This is a genomic window from Acidobacteriota bacterium (assembly GCA_009861545.1).
GTDB lineage: Bacteria > Acidobacteriota > Vicinamibacteria > Vicinamibacterales > UBA8438 > WTFV01.
The window spans coordinates 58,699-72,954 of sequence record VXME01000115.1; the positions used below are offsets into that span (position 1 = coordinate 58,699).

Here is a 14,256-nt window from a genome sequence, read left to right on the forward strand (position 1 = left end):
GGTCCGCTCGCTTCCATCAGTACGCCGGCCGGGCCGGCGCGCCGTGCTCGTGAATCGCCTGCCGCTCGTTGTTGTCCTCCGGCGAGGCGCGCCGGAAGGGACCGGTGATGGCCTGGGCCGCCTCGTCCGCCTTGAAGCGCTCGTACAGCGCCCGCTCGCGGGCCGCCTCCTCGGGACGCCCCGCCCCCTGATGGCTCAGCATCAGGTTGTAGTGCGCCTGCAGGTCCTCCGGATCGATGCGCAGCACCTCTTCGAGGACGGCAACCGCGTCGTCGAAGCGCCGTTCCAGGAAGTGGATGCGGCCGATCTGGTTCAGCACTACGCGGTCGCGCGGGTACTGCGCCCGCGCCGCCTCGAACTCGGCCAGCGCCTCGTCGTAGCGCCCCAGCGCGCGCAGTGCTGTACCGAGGAAATAGTGCGCGCGCGCAAGCCCGGGCGACAGTTCCAGCGCCCGTTCAAGCAGCGGAACGGCGGTCTCGACGTCGCCCTCCTGCAGGCGCGCGCGGGCCACGTTGACCGGTCCGTCCGGATACTCCGGCTCGATCTCCATCACCGTCCGGAAGGCCGCCTCCGCACCGCGCAGGTCGCCCTGCAACAGCAGACCGATGCCGTAGTCGTTCCACCGCTCGCGCAGCGACGGCGCCTCGACGCGCGGGACCTCCGGCAGCGCGACGTCGGCTTCGATCACCTCGAGCGACGCCTCCGCCTCGGCCATCACCGTCGTCGGAATGTCCGGAATCGCCTTGATGCCTCCGGAAACGTCGCTGGTGTCGCCGGTGAAGCGCCACTCCGCGTCGTCGTAGTCGGCGGTCGCGGGCGCCGCCTTCGCATCGCGCACCCCGGCGAACGCCCACTGCGTGTTCCACCACGCGAACTTGCGGTAGTTGACCTTCGCCCGCAGGAAAATCCGGTCGCCGGCATCCTCCGGCACCCGCAGCCGGTAGTGGACGGTGTCGGCGGCGCCGGGCGGAATCAGACGGACATAGGCGACGGAACGGGTCATCCAGGCGTTGCGCTTGTTGATCGGGTTGCCGTGCGCGTCGAGCTGCAGGCTGCGGTAGAAGTGGGCGCCGGGATCCACCGGCCCGCTGCCGCCGTCGGCCGCCGCGCCGCTGTGCAGCAGCACGCGCCCGGTGTCGTCGACGGCCTCGAACTCCACCCACACGTCGAAAGCGTCGACGGTGCCGCCGGGAAAGAAGTGCCCCACCTTGCGCGTCCGGACCACCACCTCCACCCGGACCGACTCGCCGCGGCGTACGGCGACCGGGGCCAGGTCGAGGGGCGCGATCACCTCGCCGGGCGTCGTCACCACGCCCCCGGCGCCGAAACGGGCCGACTCCTCGCCCACCGCGAACGTGCTCGCCAGCCGCGGCTCGGCGCTCCGCTCGTTCGCCGGTCCCGGCGGCGGGGTCTCGTCCGCCCGCGTGATTCCGAACACGTCCACCGAGATCTGCCCGTCCCGCAGGAAGTCCTGCACGATCCGCAACTGCTCGTCGTCGCCGTTGACGAACGGCAGCGCCGTGTTCGCCCCCGGGAAGCGGTGCGAACGCACGTAGCCGTCGCCGGCGGCCGGATCGTCCGACCGCACCAGCGGCATGTGGCAGTCGTTGCAGGTGAGCGGCCTCTCCGGGTAGTAGAACGAGCGGGCGCCCTGCCCCGACACCCCGGACGCCTGCCAGTTGTCGTACTCGTTGAAGCCGCGGATCCAGCGGTAGCCGTTCACCGGCACGTCCAGGTGCACCTTGTGGCAACTGGAGCAGAACTCGGCGCTGTCCTCGCGATGGAACGGTTTCAGAAAAGTGCGCCGGTGCGGCTCCGGGGCGAGCTCGGTGACCAGATCGTGCGCCCAGCGCAGCAACGGCGCCTCGCTGGCGGCCAGATCGTGCAGCGGCGGGTACTCGACGATGAAGTCCCCCTGCCCCATCGTGCCCCCGACGTGCACGATCGAGTGGCAGGAGGTGCAGCCCAGCCCCGCCTGCGCTTCGGGCGTGTCGATCTGCTCGCGGATCGGCCGGTCGAAGCGGCCGTTGAAGAACACGGCGTGATCGTGGCAGCCGGCGCACCACTTCGACGGCCGCGTGCCCACCACGTCCTGCATGTACTCGATGGAGCGCCGGTACCACTGGTTGTTGAAGGACGAGAAATGGTGCGCTGACGCGTTCCACTGCTCGTAGATGTCCTGGTGGCACCGCCCGCACGTCTCGCTGGTGAGAAAGAAGTCGGCGGGAATCACGTCGCCGGTGTTCGTGCGCGCGGACGAGGGAAAGAAGGGGCTGTCGGGTCCGTCTCCCTCGCCCTCCATGGTCGCCGGCGGCCGCACCGGATTCACGATGCGGTGCGCGTCCCGCCAGCCGGCGTCCCACGTGGCGCGCAGGGCCGGCGTCATCAGCGCCGCCGCCGCCAGCGCCGCGATCCCGCCCCGGATCGCCCACACCGGCGCGGGCGCCGACACCGCCGTACGCCACGCATGCGCACCGACCAGGACCGCGCCCGCCCCTGACGCCGCCACGTGCAGATCGAGCAGCCACTCGTACGGTCGCGTCGCTCCCACCACGAGGACGGCGCAACCGAGCAACAACCCGACCCCGAGAAGACCGAGGCCCGCCGCCGGCAGTCGTCCGAGGGATCGCGCGCGGCGCATGACCCACACGAGGGTCAACGCCGCCAGGGCCAGACCGAGGAGGGGATGCGCCACGACGTTGGCGACGTACGCCAGGGAGGCGCTCGGCGCCGCCGCGAGCCACACCGAATTCAGGATCAGCAGGACGCCACCGGCGACCAGCGCGTTCGACAGGCTCGGCGGCAGCACCGGCCGCGGATGCCTGGCCTTCGCGTTGTCCGCCGATCCGATCTCTCCCGTCAAGAGCAGTCCCCCGTGCTTCTATTGTAGCCGCGGGGACTCGGCCGCCCGGACCGTACGCACGCCCGAGAGCCCGCGGCAACCTCGAGCGCGGCTGCTAAGATGGATTCAGAGGGAGTCGTCATGGCAGCAAGCACAATCACCGAACGCCCCGTGCACCGGGTGGAGAACCTCGTTTCCGACGAGGATCAGCACATCCTCAACATGACGCCGGACGAGGCCCGCCGGCGCCTGCTGGCGGACGACGCGGCCGGGGTGCTCGACATCCGAGGCTCGTTCGCGCTCGTGGCGCGCGACGGCGAGCGCGTCCGCCTGGCCCGCAGCCTCAGCCGGCCCCTGCGGTACTTTCTGGCCAAGGAAGCGGCTGGTCCGCTGCTCGTCGTTGCCGACCGCATCGACGCAATCCACCGCTTTCTGGCCGCCGAGGGCTACGCGAACCAGTTCCACCCGACCTACACGCGGATGGTCCCGGCGCACCACGTGACGGAGATCGCACTGGTCGGCTGCCCCGACCCGAACCCGCGCTACACGCGCTTCTTCACCCCCGCGATGGCCACGCTGCCGGGGGATCTCGACCTCATCGGGCGGCGCTACGTTGAGGCCGCGCTGGCGGAGATTCACACCTGGCTCGACGCCGTTCCGCCGGAGGAACCGCTGGGGGTGCTGTTCTCCGGCGGTCTGGACAGCGGCGCGCTGCTGCTGTGCCTGCACGATGCGCTCCTGCAGCGGCAGGAATCGCCGGCGCGGCTCAAGGCGTTCACGCTGAGCGTGGCAGGCGGCGGCGCGGACGCCGCGCAGGCCCGCCGCTTCCTGCGCGAGACCGGCCTCGAGTTCCTCCTGGAGGAGATCGACGGGCCGGCAGACGGGCTGGACCCGAGAGACGCGGTGAGGGCCATCGAGGACTACAAGCCGCGGGATGTCGAGTGCGCCACCGTCGGGCTGGCGCTGCTGGCCGGGATCCGTGAGCGCTATCCGGCCTGGAGCTGGCTCTTCGACGGAGACGGCGGCGACGAGAACCTGAAGGACTACCCCATCGAGGAGAACGCCGAGCTCACCATCCGCAGCGTCGTGTCCAACCGCATGCTGTACCAGGAGGGCTGGGGCGTGGATGCCATCAAGCACTCGCTGACCTACAGCGGAGGTCTCAGCCGCGGCTGCGTCCGCGGTCACGCGCCCGCCCGGCGGTACGGCTTCCGCCTGGTCAGCCCCTACACCGCGCCCAACGTAGTCGCCGTGGCCGAGGGCATCCCGTTCGACGCGATCAGCGGGGGCTCGCACGAGCGTCTGTACGCCCTGAAGGGCGAGGTGCTGAGCCGCGGCATCCGGCAGGTGCTGGGCCGGGAGCTGCCGGTCTTCGCGAAACGCCGCTTCCAGCACGGCGCGATGGAAAACGAGGCGTTCGATGCACTGTTCTCCGGCGACACGGAGCGTTACCGCGGCTATTTCCTTGCGCAGTATGCGCCGCGCGCCTGATTCGGCGCGGCGCGCGAACGACCGACGCACGACGGGAACGGGTCGCGATGCGGCCGCCGTGCCTGCTGCCGGCGGCAGTACGACCGACTGGATACGCTCGCGGCGGGGTCCGAAGATCGACACCGATCCGGCCCGGCCGATAGCGCATTTTCGGGAAGAGGAACGCCGGCTCGACGGCTCCCGCGCGGTCGTGCTGCACGTGCTGCTCGCAGGCGCCGAGTGCCCCTTCACCTGCATCTACTGCGACCTCTGGCGCCGGACCCTGGACGGACCGACGCCGCCCGGCGCCATTGCGCGGCAGTTGGAAATCTCCCTCCGCGAGACGGGGACGCTGCCGGCGACGTGCGGCGTCAAGCTCTACAACGCGAGCAATTTCTTCGACCCGCGCGCCGTGCCGCCGGGCGACGACGCATCCATCGCGGCCCTCCTGCAGCCGTTCGACCGCGTGACCGTCGAGTGCCACCCGCGGCTGGTCGGGCGGCGCTGCCTGGAGTTCGCGGATCGCATCCCCGGCCGGCTCGAGGTGGCGATAGGCCTGGAGACCGCCGATGCGGCGGCGCTGGCAAGGCTCAACAAGGGAATGACGCTCGACGACTTCGACTCTGCGGCGGCGCGCCTCACGAGCGCCGGCATCGGCCTGCGGACGTTCGTACTGCTGCCGGCGCCCTTCGTACCGGTGGCGCGGGCAGTCGAATCGGCCCTCGACGCGGTGCGCCACGCGGTCGACCGGGGCGCCCGGCACGTCACCCTGATTCCGAGCCGCGACGGCAACGGCGCCATGGACGAGCTCCGCGAGCAGGGGCTGTGGACGCCGCCGGGGCTGGACATGATCGAGGAGGTGACGGAAGGCTGCGCCCGTATCTCGGGCGCCGTGGTCACGGTGGACCTCTGGGACATCGACCGCTGCCTGCCGTGCCGGCCCTGCCGGCCCGCACACCTCGTCCGGCTGCGGCGTTTCAACCTCACGGGTAGTCCGGGTCCACCCGTCCGCTGCGGGGCATGCGCGTCGTCGTCGTAGGCTCCGGCTTCGCCGGCTCGATACTGGCGCGCGTCGCCCGCGTGGCCGGCCACGACGTCACCCTCGTGGAACGGGGCTCGCACCCGCGGTTCGCGCTCGGCGAATCGTCGACGCCGCTGGCCGCCATCGCCCTCGAGCGGCTGGCCGCCCGCTACGGGCTGGACGACCTGCACGCCCTCGCCGCCTGCGGCCGGTGGTCGGCGCGCGTGCCCGAGCTGCGGCGGGGACTCAAGCGCGGCTTCACCTTCTACAGGCACGCCCGGGGGCGTGGTTTCGAGAACGACGAGTCCAACCGCAACCGCCTGCTCGTGGCGGCCAGCCCGGACGACGCCGTGGCGGACGCGCAGTGGCTGCGGGAAGACGTCGATGCCTTCCTGGTCCGGCGCGCGGAGGCCGCGGGGGTACGGTACCTGGACCGCACCGTCCTCGACGGGCTGGAGCGCCGGGCCGGCCGGTTCCATCCCCGCGGGGCGCGGCGGGGCGCCGCCGTGCGCCTGGAAGCCGATCTGATCGTGGACGCCTCGGGGCCCGGCGGTTTCCTCGCCCGGCAACTCGGGCTGGAGACGGCCCTGCCGCGCGGCACACTCCGCACGGGCCTGGTCTACGGCCACTTCCGGGGCGTGCAGCCGCTGCGCCGCGTCGCCGGCGCCGGCGCGGCGTTCCCGGCCGGTCCCTACCCCGACGAGCTGGCCGCCGTCCATCATCTCCTCCACGAGGGTTGGATGTACGAGCTGACGTTCGACCACGGCGTGGTCAGCGCCGGATTCGTCATCGAGGGCGCGGCGGCCTGGCGGTCGATCGCCGAACGCCCTCCCGCCGACGCGTTCCGCGCACTCACGCGGCGCTACCCGTCCCTCGCCGCGCAGTACGAAGCGGCTGCCCCGGTGCGCCCCGTGGCCGCGACGGCGCACCTGCAGCGCAGGTTGTCGCGCGCGGCGGGCGAAGGCTGGGCGCTGCTGCCGCACGTCCTCCAGTTCTGGAGCCCGCTCTTCTCCACCGGCATCGCGTGGAGCCTGCTCGGCGTCGAGCGTCTCGGCCTGCTCCTCGAGAGCGCCGCGGGACCCTCGGCGGCCGGAGACGACCGGCTGACCGCCGGCCTCGAGCGCTACGACACCCTGCTCCGCGCCGAGGCGGACCACCTGCGCCGCCTGATCGAGCCCGCCTACCGCCGGCGGGACAACTTCGAGGCGTTCGACGCCTGGGTCCAGGTCTACTTCGCGGCGGCCAGCTACAACGAGGCGCGCCAGCGCCTGTGTTCCGCGCCGCGGGAATGCGGCGGAGAATGGGCCTGGTCCGGCTTCCTCGGCGCCACCGATCCCGTGCTCGCACGCATCGTCACGGAAGCGGACCGGTTCCCGGACCAGGGGCCGCGGGAGCCGCTCATTCACGCCGTGCGCAACCTGATCGCACCGCGCAACCTCGCGGGCCTGGCCGACCCGGCCCGCCGGCGGCTCTACCCGGTCGACCTGGAGGCGCTCGTCGCGGCCGCCGGCCTCCTGGGACTGACTTCCGACGAGATGCGCGCCAGGCTCCCGCTACTGCGGGGCGAACCGGGCGCCGGAGATTGAAGCAGGGGACGCTCGGTTGCGATAATGATGTCGAGGGTCGGTGCCCCCGCAACCATGCCACGCCGCAGCCGACGGCGCTCTCCCGTCCGTGGCGTCTTCGCCGTCATGCTTCTTGCGTACGGCGTCGCGGCGCCGGACCGCGCCCGCGGCGCGGCGGCAACGCCCGCGGCTGGCGCATCGGCTGAGGCCCAGACGGCCGCGGCTGCGCCCGCGGCGGTCACGCCGACCTTCGCGGACGACATCTCCCCGCTGATCATCGAGCATTGCGCGCCGTGCCACCGGCCGGGCGAGGTGGGACCGTTTCCGCTGCTGACGTACGACGACGCGCGGCGCCGGGCGCGGCAGATCGCCGAGGTGACGGCCAGCCGCTTCATGCCCCCGTGGAAGCCGGACCCCGGGTTCGGCGGCCCCTTCATCGGCTCCCGCCGGCTCTCGGACGGTGATGTCGCCCTGTTCCGGCGCTGGGCCGAGGCGGGAGCGCCCGCGGGCGATCCGAGCCGCGTGCCGCCGCAGCCGGACTGGCCCGAGGGATGGCGGCTCGGCACGCCCGACGTGATCGTCACGATGCCGGCGCCGTACTCGGTACCGGCCGACGGCCCCGACACGTTTCGCAACTTCGTTCTGCCGATACCCATCGAGCGCACCGCCTTCGTCGCCGGCATCGAGTTCCGGCCCGGCAACGCCCGGGTGGCGCACCACGCGAACCTGCGCCTCGATCGGACGCGCTCGTCCCGGCAGCTCGACGAGCAGGACCCGGCGCCCGGCTACGAGGGACCCATCAGCCCGCAGGCGCACTATCCCGACGGGCACTTCCTGGGCTGGACCCCGGGCCAGCTTCCGCCGCTGGCCGAGCCGGGGATGGCCTGGCGCCTGGAACCGGGCAGCGACTTCGTCATCCAGCTCCACATGCAGTCCACCGGCCGGCCGGAGTCGATCCGGGCCAGCGTCGGCCTCTACTTCACCGACGACCCGCCGGTGCGCACCCCGATGATGATGCGCCTCGGCCGCCAGAGCATCGACATGCCGCCCGGCGAGCGACGCTACGTCATCCGCGACCGGTTCAGGCTGCCGGTCGGCGCCGAGCTGATCGGCATCCAGCCGCACGCGCATTTTCGCGCCACGGAGATCAACGGCTCCGCCACGTTCCCGGACGGCCGGACGGAGCCGCTGATTCGCATCTCCGACTGGGACTTCAACTGGCAGGACGTCTACCGCTACCGGACGCGCCCGTTTCTGCCGGCCGGCACGACCGTGGCGATGGAGTATGTCTACGACAACTCCGCCGCCAATCCGCGCAACCCGGACCATCCACCGCGGCGGGTCCGGTTCGGGCAGTTCTCCAACGACGAGATGGGCGACCTGTGGCTGCAACTGCTGCCGCGTTCGGAGGCGGATCGCCAGGTCCTCGTCCGGACCTTCATGCCGAAGGTGATCAACGAGGACATCGTCGGCTACGAGTCGATGCTCGCCGCCGATCCGGACAACCCGGTGCTCCATCGGGACGTGGCGGTGTTGTACATGACCGCCGACCGCACCGCGGCCGCGATCCGCCACTATCGGCGATCGCTCGAGCTGGACCCGGCGTCGGCGACCGCGCACTACAACCTGGCGACGCTGCTCGCGGCGAGCGGGGCGCTCGATGAAGCGCTGCGCCACTTCCGCCGCGCGGTCGCCCTGCGCCCCACGCACGCGGCCGCGCACAACAACCTCGGGGCGGTCCTGAAGGCGCTCGGCCGGCTCGCCGAGGCGACACCCTACTTCGAGCGCGCGGTGGCCCTGGACGCCGGCAACGCCGCGGCGCACAACAACTTCGCCAGCGCGCTGGCGTCGACCGGCAGACCCGCCGACGCCATGCGGCACTACCGTCTCGCGCTGGCGTTGGAACCGGACGGAATCGAGTCGCTGACTTCCCTCGCCTGGACCCTCGCCACCGACGCCGACGCGGGCTTGCGCGCGCCCGCCGAGGCGGTCGCGCTCGCCGAACGCGCGGCAGCGCTCACCGGCCGGCGAGACGTCAACGTGCAGGCCACGCTGGCCGCCGCCTACGCCGCGGCGGACCGCTTCGACGACGCGGCGGCGGCGCAGCGACAGGCCATCGCGCTCGCCGAGCGGATTGCGGGCCCCGCCGTGATGCTGGAGCTGCAACGCCGCCTCGCGCTCTACCTGCAACGACAACCGCTGCGGCCGATGCGATGAGACGGACCTGCGGCGCCGCGCACGGACCGATCGCCCTGCGAGCCGCCGCGGCGGCGCTCGTCGCCTCGGGCATGCTTCCCGCCGCGGCCGGCGCCACCGGGGGGAGCACCGGAACGGCCGAACAAACCGGCGCGCCGGTGACGTTCAACCGCGACGTCGCCCCGATCCTCCAGGCCCACTGTGCGGGCTGCCACCGCCCCGGCGGCATCGGTCCGTTCAGCCTGACGACCTATGACGAGGTCCGCGAGCGGGCGCCCCGGATTGCCGCGGCCACCTCGGAACGACGGATGCCGCCCTGGAAGCCGGTCCCGGGCCACGGCCGCTTTCACAACGAACGGCGACTGGCGGAAGCCGAGATCGCCCTGCTCGCCGGGTGGGCGGCCGCCGGCGCGCCGGCGGGCGACCCGGCCGATCGCCCCATGCCGCCCGCGGCCGGCGGCGACTGGCAGCTCGGGACGCCCGATCTCATCGTGACCATGGAGACGCCGTTCACGCTACCCGCCGGCCGTACCGACATCTATCGAAACTTCGTGCTCCCGGCGGAGCTGGACTCCCGCCGCTGGGTGCGGGCGGTCGAGCTGCGGCCGGGCGCCGGCGGCGGTCGCGTGATCCACCACGCCCGCATCCTGCTCGACGGAACCGGCGGCGCCCGCGCCCTCGACGCCGAGGACGAAGAGCCGGGCTACGACGGGCTCATGCTCGACCACGCGCGGTTCCCCGCCGGGCACTTCCTGGGCTGGGCGCCCGGCAAGACCCCGGTGGAGCTCCCCGCCGCAATCGCCTGGCCGCTCGATCCCGGCACCGACCTCGTATTGCAGCTCCACCTCCTTCCCGCTCGCGAGCCCGTCGACGTGCAGCCGGCGATCGGGCTCCACTTCGCGGACCGTCCGGCCACGCTGACTCCGATGTCCGTGCTCCTCACCTCGAAGGTCATCCGCATCCCGGCAGGAGAGCCCGCCCACGTCATCGAAGACCGCTACCGACTGCCGATCGCGGTCGACGTCCTGGGAATCGCGCCCCACATGCACTACCTCGGAAAGCGCGTCGAGGCCACCGCCACCCTGCCGGACGGCAGAGAGGAACCGCTGCTGCGGATCGACGACTGGGACTTCAACTGGCAGGACGAGTACCGCTACCGCGAGCCTGTCCACCTGCCCGCCGGCACGCGCCTCCGGGTGCGCTTCGTGTTCGACAACTCGACGGCCAATCCGCGCAATCCGCGCGATCCCCCGGTCGCCGTCGGCTTCGGCCCGCAGGCCACCGACGAGATGGCCGAGCTGATGCTGCAGGTGCTCCCGGTCGGCGATCCCGGCCGGCTGGCGCAGAGCCTGGCGGTCAAGCGGGCGCGAGACGACATTCTCGGCTACCAGTCGCTGCTCCGCGCCGACCCGGCCGACCCCGTGAACCACGCGGCGCTCGCGGTCCGCTATCTCGACGTCGGTCAGGCGGCGCTGGCTCGCGAGCACCTGGAGCGCGCCGTCGCGCTGGCGCCGGACTTCCCCGACGCGCACTTCAACCTGGGCGGCGTGGCCCTGGCCGAGGGCGACACGGCGGGGGCCATGGCCGCCTACCGGCGCGCGATCGCCTTGCGGCCCGACTACCCGCAGGCGCACAACAACCTGGGGGGCCTGCTGACCGCCGCCGGCGCCCTCGACGAGGCGCTCGTCCACTACCGGTTGGCCGTGCGCTTCGACCCCGGCCACGCCGGCGCGCACTACAACCTCGCGAACGTGCTGCTGGCCCGCGGCGAGACGGAGGAGGCGGTCCGGCACTACCGGTTGGCGCTGGAGGCCGCGCCGGACGACCCCGACATGGCGAGCGGTCTCGCGCGGGCGCTCGCCATGACCGGCGAGCGCCCCCCGCGCTGACGTCAGCCCGCTTCGACCTGCGCCAGCAACGCGGCGAGATCGGGATGGCCCGGATGCACGAGCAGCGCCTCGCGCAACCAGTCGCCCGCCTCGCGGGTCCGGCCGAGCTGGACCAGGATGACGGCCCGCACCATCCAGGCCTCCGCGAACGCGGGATCGATGCGAATCGCCTCGGCGAACTCGGCCGCGGACTCTTCCAGACGGCCCGTGAGACGGAGGGCTTCGGCCAAGCCCAGCCGCGCCTCCAGATAGTTCGGCCGCAATTCGACCGCCGCCGCGTAGCGCGCGATCGCCTCGGCGTGACGGCCGTTCATGCCCAGTATCACCCCGATTCCGAAGTGCGCCTTCTCGAAATCCGGCGCGACCCGCAGCGTCGCCTCGAACTGCTCGACGGCGCCCGCGGCATCGCCGGCCATCATCAGGGCGGTCCCCAGCCGGTGCCGCAGGGAGGCATCCTCCGGCGTCTCGGCCAGCCCGTCGCGAAAGATCGCCGCCGCCTCGTCGAAGCGGCGGGCGTCCATGGCCCGCATCCCCCGGATCTCGTACGCGAGAGCGCTCCGCAACAGGCCGTTGTACACGTCCATCAACGGATCGGGCGGGGCCGGTACGCCTTCGCCCCGCCGCGCCAGATGCGCCCGTGCCGCGTCCAGATCGCCCAGCGCCCGATGGGCCATGCCCAGGTTATAGTGCAGGCTGGCGGCGGACGGGGCGATCGCCAGCGCACGTTCGAGGAGACCCACCGCCCGCCCCGCATCGCGCGCCGCCAGGGCCGCGCGCCCGGCGCCGGCCAGGGCGGCGGCAGAGGCCGGATCGACGGCCAGCGCCCGCTCGAACGCGGCGGCCGCGGCGGCCGGACGCCCGCGGTCGAGTTCCATGCGCCCGAGCCAGACCAGGGCCGCGAGGCTGGTCGGCTCCCGTGCCAGGGCGCGCGCGTAGAAGGATGCCGCGCGCTCGCGATCGCCCCGCTGGCGATACAGATGGGCGAGATAGTAGGGCCAGCGCATCGCGGCGGGCGCCAGACCGTGCGCGTTCCGCAGGGCGACCTCGGCGCGCCCCCGATAGTCGGCGGCCATCAGGACGAGGCCGAGCTCGCCGTAGGCGTTTCCCAGCGCCACCGGCAACGCCCCGGCGCCCTCGCCCGCACCGGCCACCGCGGCAAACCGCTCGAGCAACTGCGCCTGCACCGGCGGGGCCAGCCGCGAGAGGTCGGGCCGATCCACCGGCTGCGGCGCGGACCAGTCGAACTCGCCCGGGCCCGACAACGCCGGACCCTCGGAACCGGACGATCCGGCTCCGCCGCAGGCCGCCGCCAGAACGCCGGCCGCCAGAAGCCAACCGATCGACGGAGGCCGCCGCCTCCCCCACCACGACCGCCACGGCCCCGTGCTCATTGCGGTTCCCCCTCGCCCTGCGGCAGCGTGCTGTAGCGCCCGACCGGCACCTCCGACCACGCCTCCGACCGCCCGTCCGGCCAGGTGACCTGCACGGTCAACGCGTCCGCCCCCTCGTCCCCGAGCCCGACCAGCACCCGCGGGTCGTGCGCCGACGCGTAGCTGCCGTCCGCCCGCGCCCGTCGCCGGCGCGTCACCCCGTCCGAGCCGACGACCGCCACGCGCGTGCCGACCCGGGTGCGCTGCGCGTCGCCACCCACCAGATCCAATCCGATCCAGTCGCGGCGGTGGCCCACCTGGTTGATCAGCAGCTCTGCCCGGCCGGCGGCGTTCGCCACCAGCACGTCCGTGTCGCCGTCGTTGTCGATATCGCCGAACGCCGCGCCGCGGCTCACCGCGGACCCGGCGAACGCCGCGCCGGCAAGGGCGGTCACGTCCTCGAAACGCGTGCCGGCGAGGTTGCGGAACACCTGGTTGCGCTGGTCCAACGGGAAGGGATTCTCCGGCCCGAGGGACTCGAGACGCTGCGTCACCGCACCGTTGACGGCCACGACGTCGAGCCAGCCGTCGTTGTCGATATCGATCCAGCCCGCTCCGAACCCGGTGTACGGCAGACTCGCGGCGCGGATGCCGTAGGCGGCGCTCAGATCCTCGAACAGCCCGGCGCCGTCGTTGACGTAGAGCGTGCTCCCCTGCCCGGTCAGCTCGGTGATGAACAGATCCTCGTCGCCGTCGTTGTCGAAGTCGCCGGCGTCGACCCCCATGTCCGCCTTCGCGTCTCCCGCCGCGCCCAACGCCACGCCCTGCAGCAACGCCAGGTTCAGGAACCCGCCCCCGCCCTGGTTCACCCAGAGCTGGTTCTCCCGCTGATCGTTGGCCACGAACAGGTCGACCCGGCCGTCGTTGTCGAAGTCGGCCGACGCGGCCCCGAGCGCGGGCCCGAACTCCCGGCCCAGCCCGGCCGCCGCGGTGACGTCGGCGAACGTCCCGTCGCCCCGGTTGCGGTACAGCCGGCTCGGCGCGGGCGGGCTGACCTCCGGCGGACAGTAGTCGGGCGGCCCCGAGCGGTTGTAGCACTGCGTGTGCGTGTCGAGGGTGTAGTTCAGGTAGTTGCCGACGAACAGGTCGAGCCAGCCGTCGCCGTCGAAGTCCAGGAACGACGCCGGCACGCCCCACGAGGGCTCGTCGGTGCCGCTCTCGCGCGAGACGTCCGCGAAGGTCCCGTCACCGCGGTTGCGCAGCATCCGGTTCGGACCGAAACGCGTCAGGTACAGATCCACCCAACCGTCGTTGTCGTAGTCGCCGGCCGCCACCCCCATGCCGTAGCCGCCCGCGGGCAGGCCGCTCTCCGCCGTCACGTCGGTGAACCGGAGCGTCCGCGTCCCGTCGGGCCGTACTTCCAGGTCGTTGCGGTACAGACGGTCGCCAGGCGGCTGCCCCTCCGGCAACGGAACCATCGGCGTCCCCGACCCGAGCAACTCTCCCTGCACCAGATAGACGTCGAGGTCGCCGTCGTTGTCGTAGTCGAGCAGGCCGGCGCCGGGCCCCATCATCTCCGGCTGATAGAAGCTGCCCGACATCCCGTTGAAGTGGACGAAATCGAGGCCTGTCTCCGCCGCCCGGTCCTCGAACAGCTCGACGGCGGGATCCAACGGCGCGACCGGCGGCGCCGCGGCGTCCGTGGACGCGGGCGACCCCGGGTCCGCCGGCGCGCACGCAGCCATCATCGCGGCCGCCGACCACGCCAGCAGCGCCCTCCTCACTGCACGAAGACCGGCGCCGGGCGCGCCGGCCGGCCCCCCCGCCCGTGCCGCCCGCTGAAGCCATCGACGCTCGCCATCGTAAAGTCAGACGCCGGGCCTCACACGCACGGTGACGTCCA

The 14,256-nt window shown here is 72.7% G+C and carries 8 protein-coding genes; 5 read left to right on the top strand and 3 right to left on the bottom strand.

The window, feature by feature from the left end:
- Window positions 1–16: 16 nt before the first annotated feature.
- On the bottom strand, window positions 17–2,794 hold the full coding sequence (locus tag F4X11_18880) for a tetratricopeptide repeat protein (GenBank protein MYN67068.1): 2,778 nt from the start codon (window positions 2,792–2,794) through the stop codon (window positions 17–19).
- Window positions 2,795–2,983: 189 nt separating this feature from the next.
- Between F4X11_18880 and F4X11_18885 the strand changes: the two genes are divergently transcribed.
- From F4X11_18885 to F4X11_18905, 5 genes are all read left to right on the top strand, one after another.
- On the top strand, window positions 2,984–4,333 hold the full coding sequence (locus F4X11_18885; GenBank protein ID MYN67069.1) for an asparagine synthetase B family protein: 1,350 nt from the start codon (window positions 2,984–2,986) through the stop codon (window positions 4,331–4,333).
- A 58-nt stretch (window positions 4,334–4,391) separates the two neighbouring features.
- A complete protein-coding gene (locus F4X11_18890) occupies window positions 4,392–5,351 on the top strand; it encodes a radical SAM protein (GenBank protein MYN67070.1) in 960 nt (319 codons plus the stop codon).
- Window positions 5,333–6,919 (top strand): hypothetical protein, encoded by a 1,587-nt coding sequence (locus F4X11_18895; protein ID MYN67071.1) that lies wholly within the window; start codon window positions 5,333–5,335, stop codon window positions 6,917–6,919. The genes F4X11_18890 and F4X11_18895 overlap by 19 nt, the downstream gene beginning before the upstream one ends.
- 105 nt (window positions 6,920–7,024) lie before the next feature.
- Window positions 7,025–9,115 carry a tetratricopeptide repeat protein gene (locus F4X11_18900; GenBank protein ID MYN67072.1) on the top strand — a complete coding sequence of 697 codons (2,091 nt, stop codon included), beginning with the start codon at window positions 7,025–7,027 and terminating at the stop codon, window positions 9,113–9,115.
- Complete coding sequence (locus F4X11_18905; protein ID MYN67073.1) at window positions 9,112–10,983, top strand: tetratricopeptide repeat protein; 1,872 nt, start codon at window positions 9,112–9,114, stop codon at window positions 10,981–10,983. The genes F4X11_18900 and F4X11_18905 overlap by 4 nt, the downstream gene beginning before the upstream one ends.
- A 2-nt stretch (window positions 10,984–10,985) precedes the next feature.
- On the opposite strand, the gene F4X11_18910 is transcribed toward F4X11_18905, so the two are convergent.
- Both F4X11_18910 and F4X11_18915 read right to left on the bottom strand, forming a co-directional pair.
- Window positions 10,986–12,374, bottom strand: a complete 1,389-nt coding sequence (locus tag F4X11_18910; protein MYN67074.1) for a tetratricopeptide repeat protein — start codon at window positions 12,372–12,374, stop codon at window positions 10,986–10,988.
- On the bottom strand, window positions 12,371–14,101 hold the full coding sequence (locus tag F4X11_18915) for a CRTAC1 family protein (protein MYN67075.1): 1,731 nt from the start codon (window positions 14,099–14,101) through the stop codon (window positions 12,371–12,373). The genes F4X11_18910 and F4X11_18915 overlap by 4 nt, the downstream gene beginning before the upstream one ends.
- Window positions 14,102–14,256: the final 155 nt, after the last annotated feature.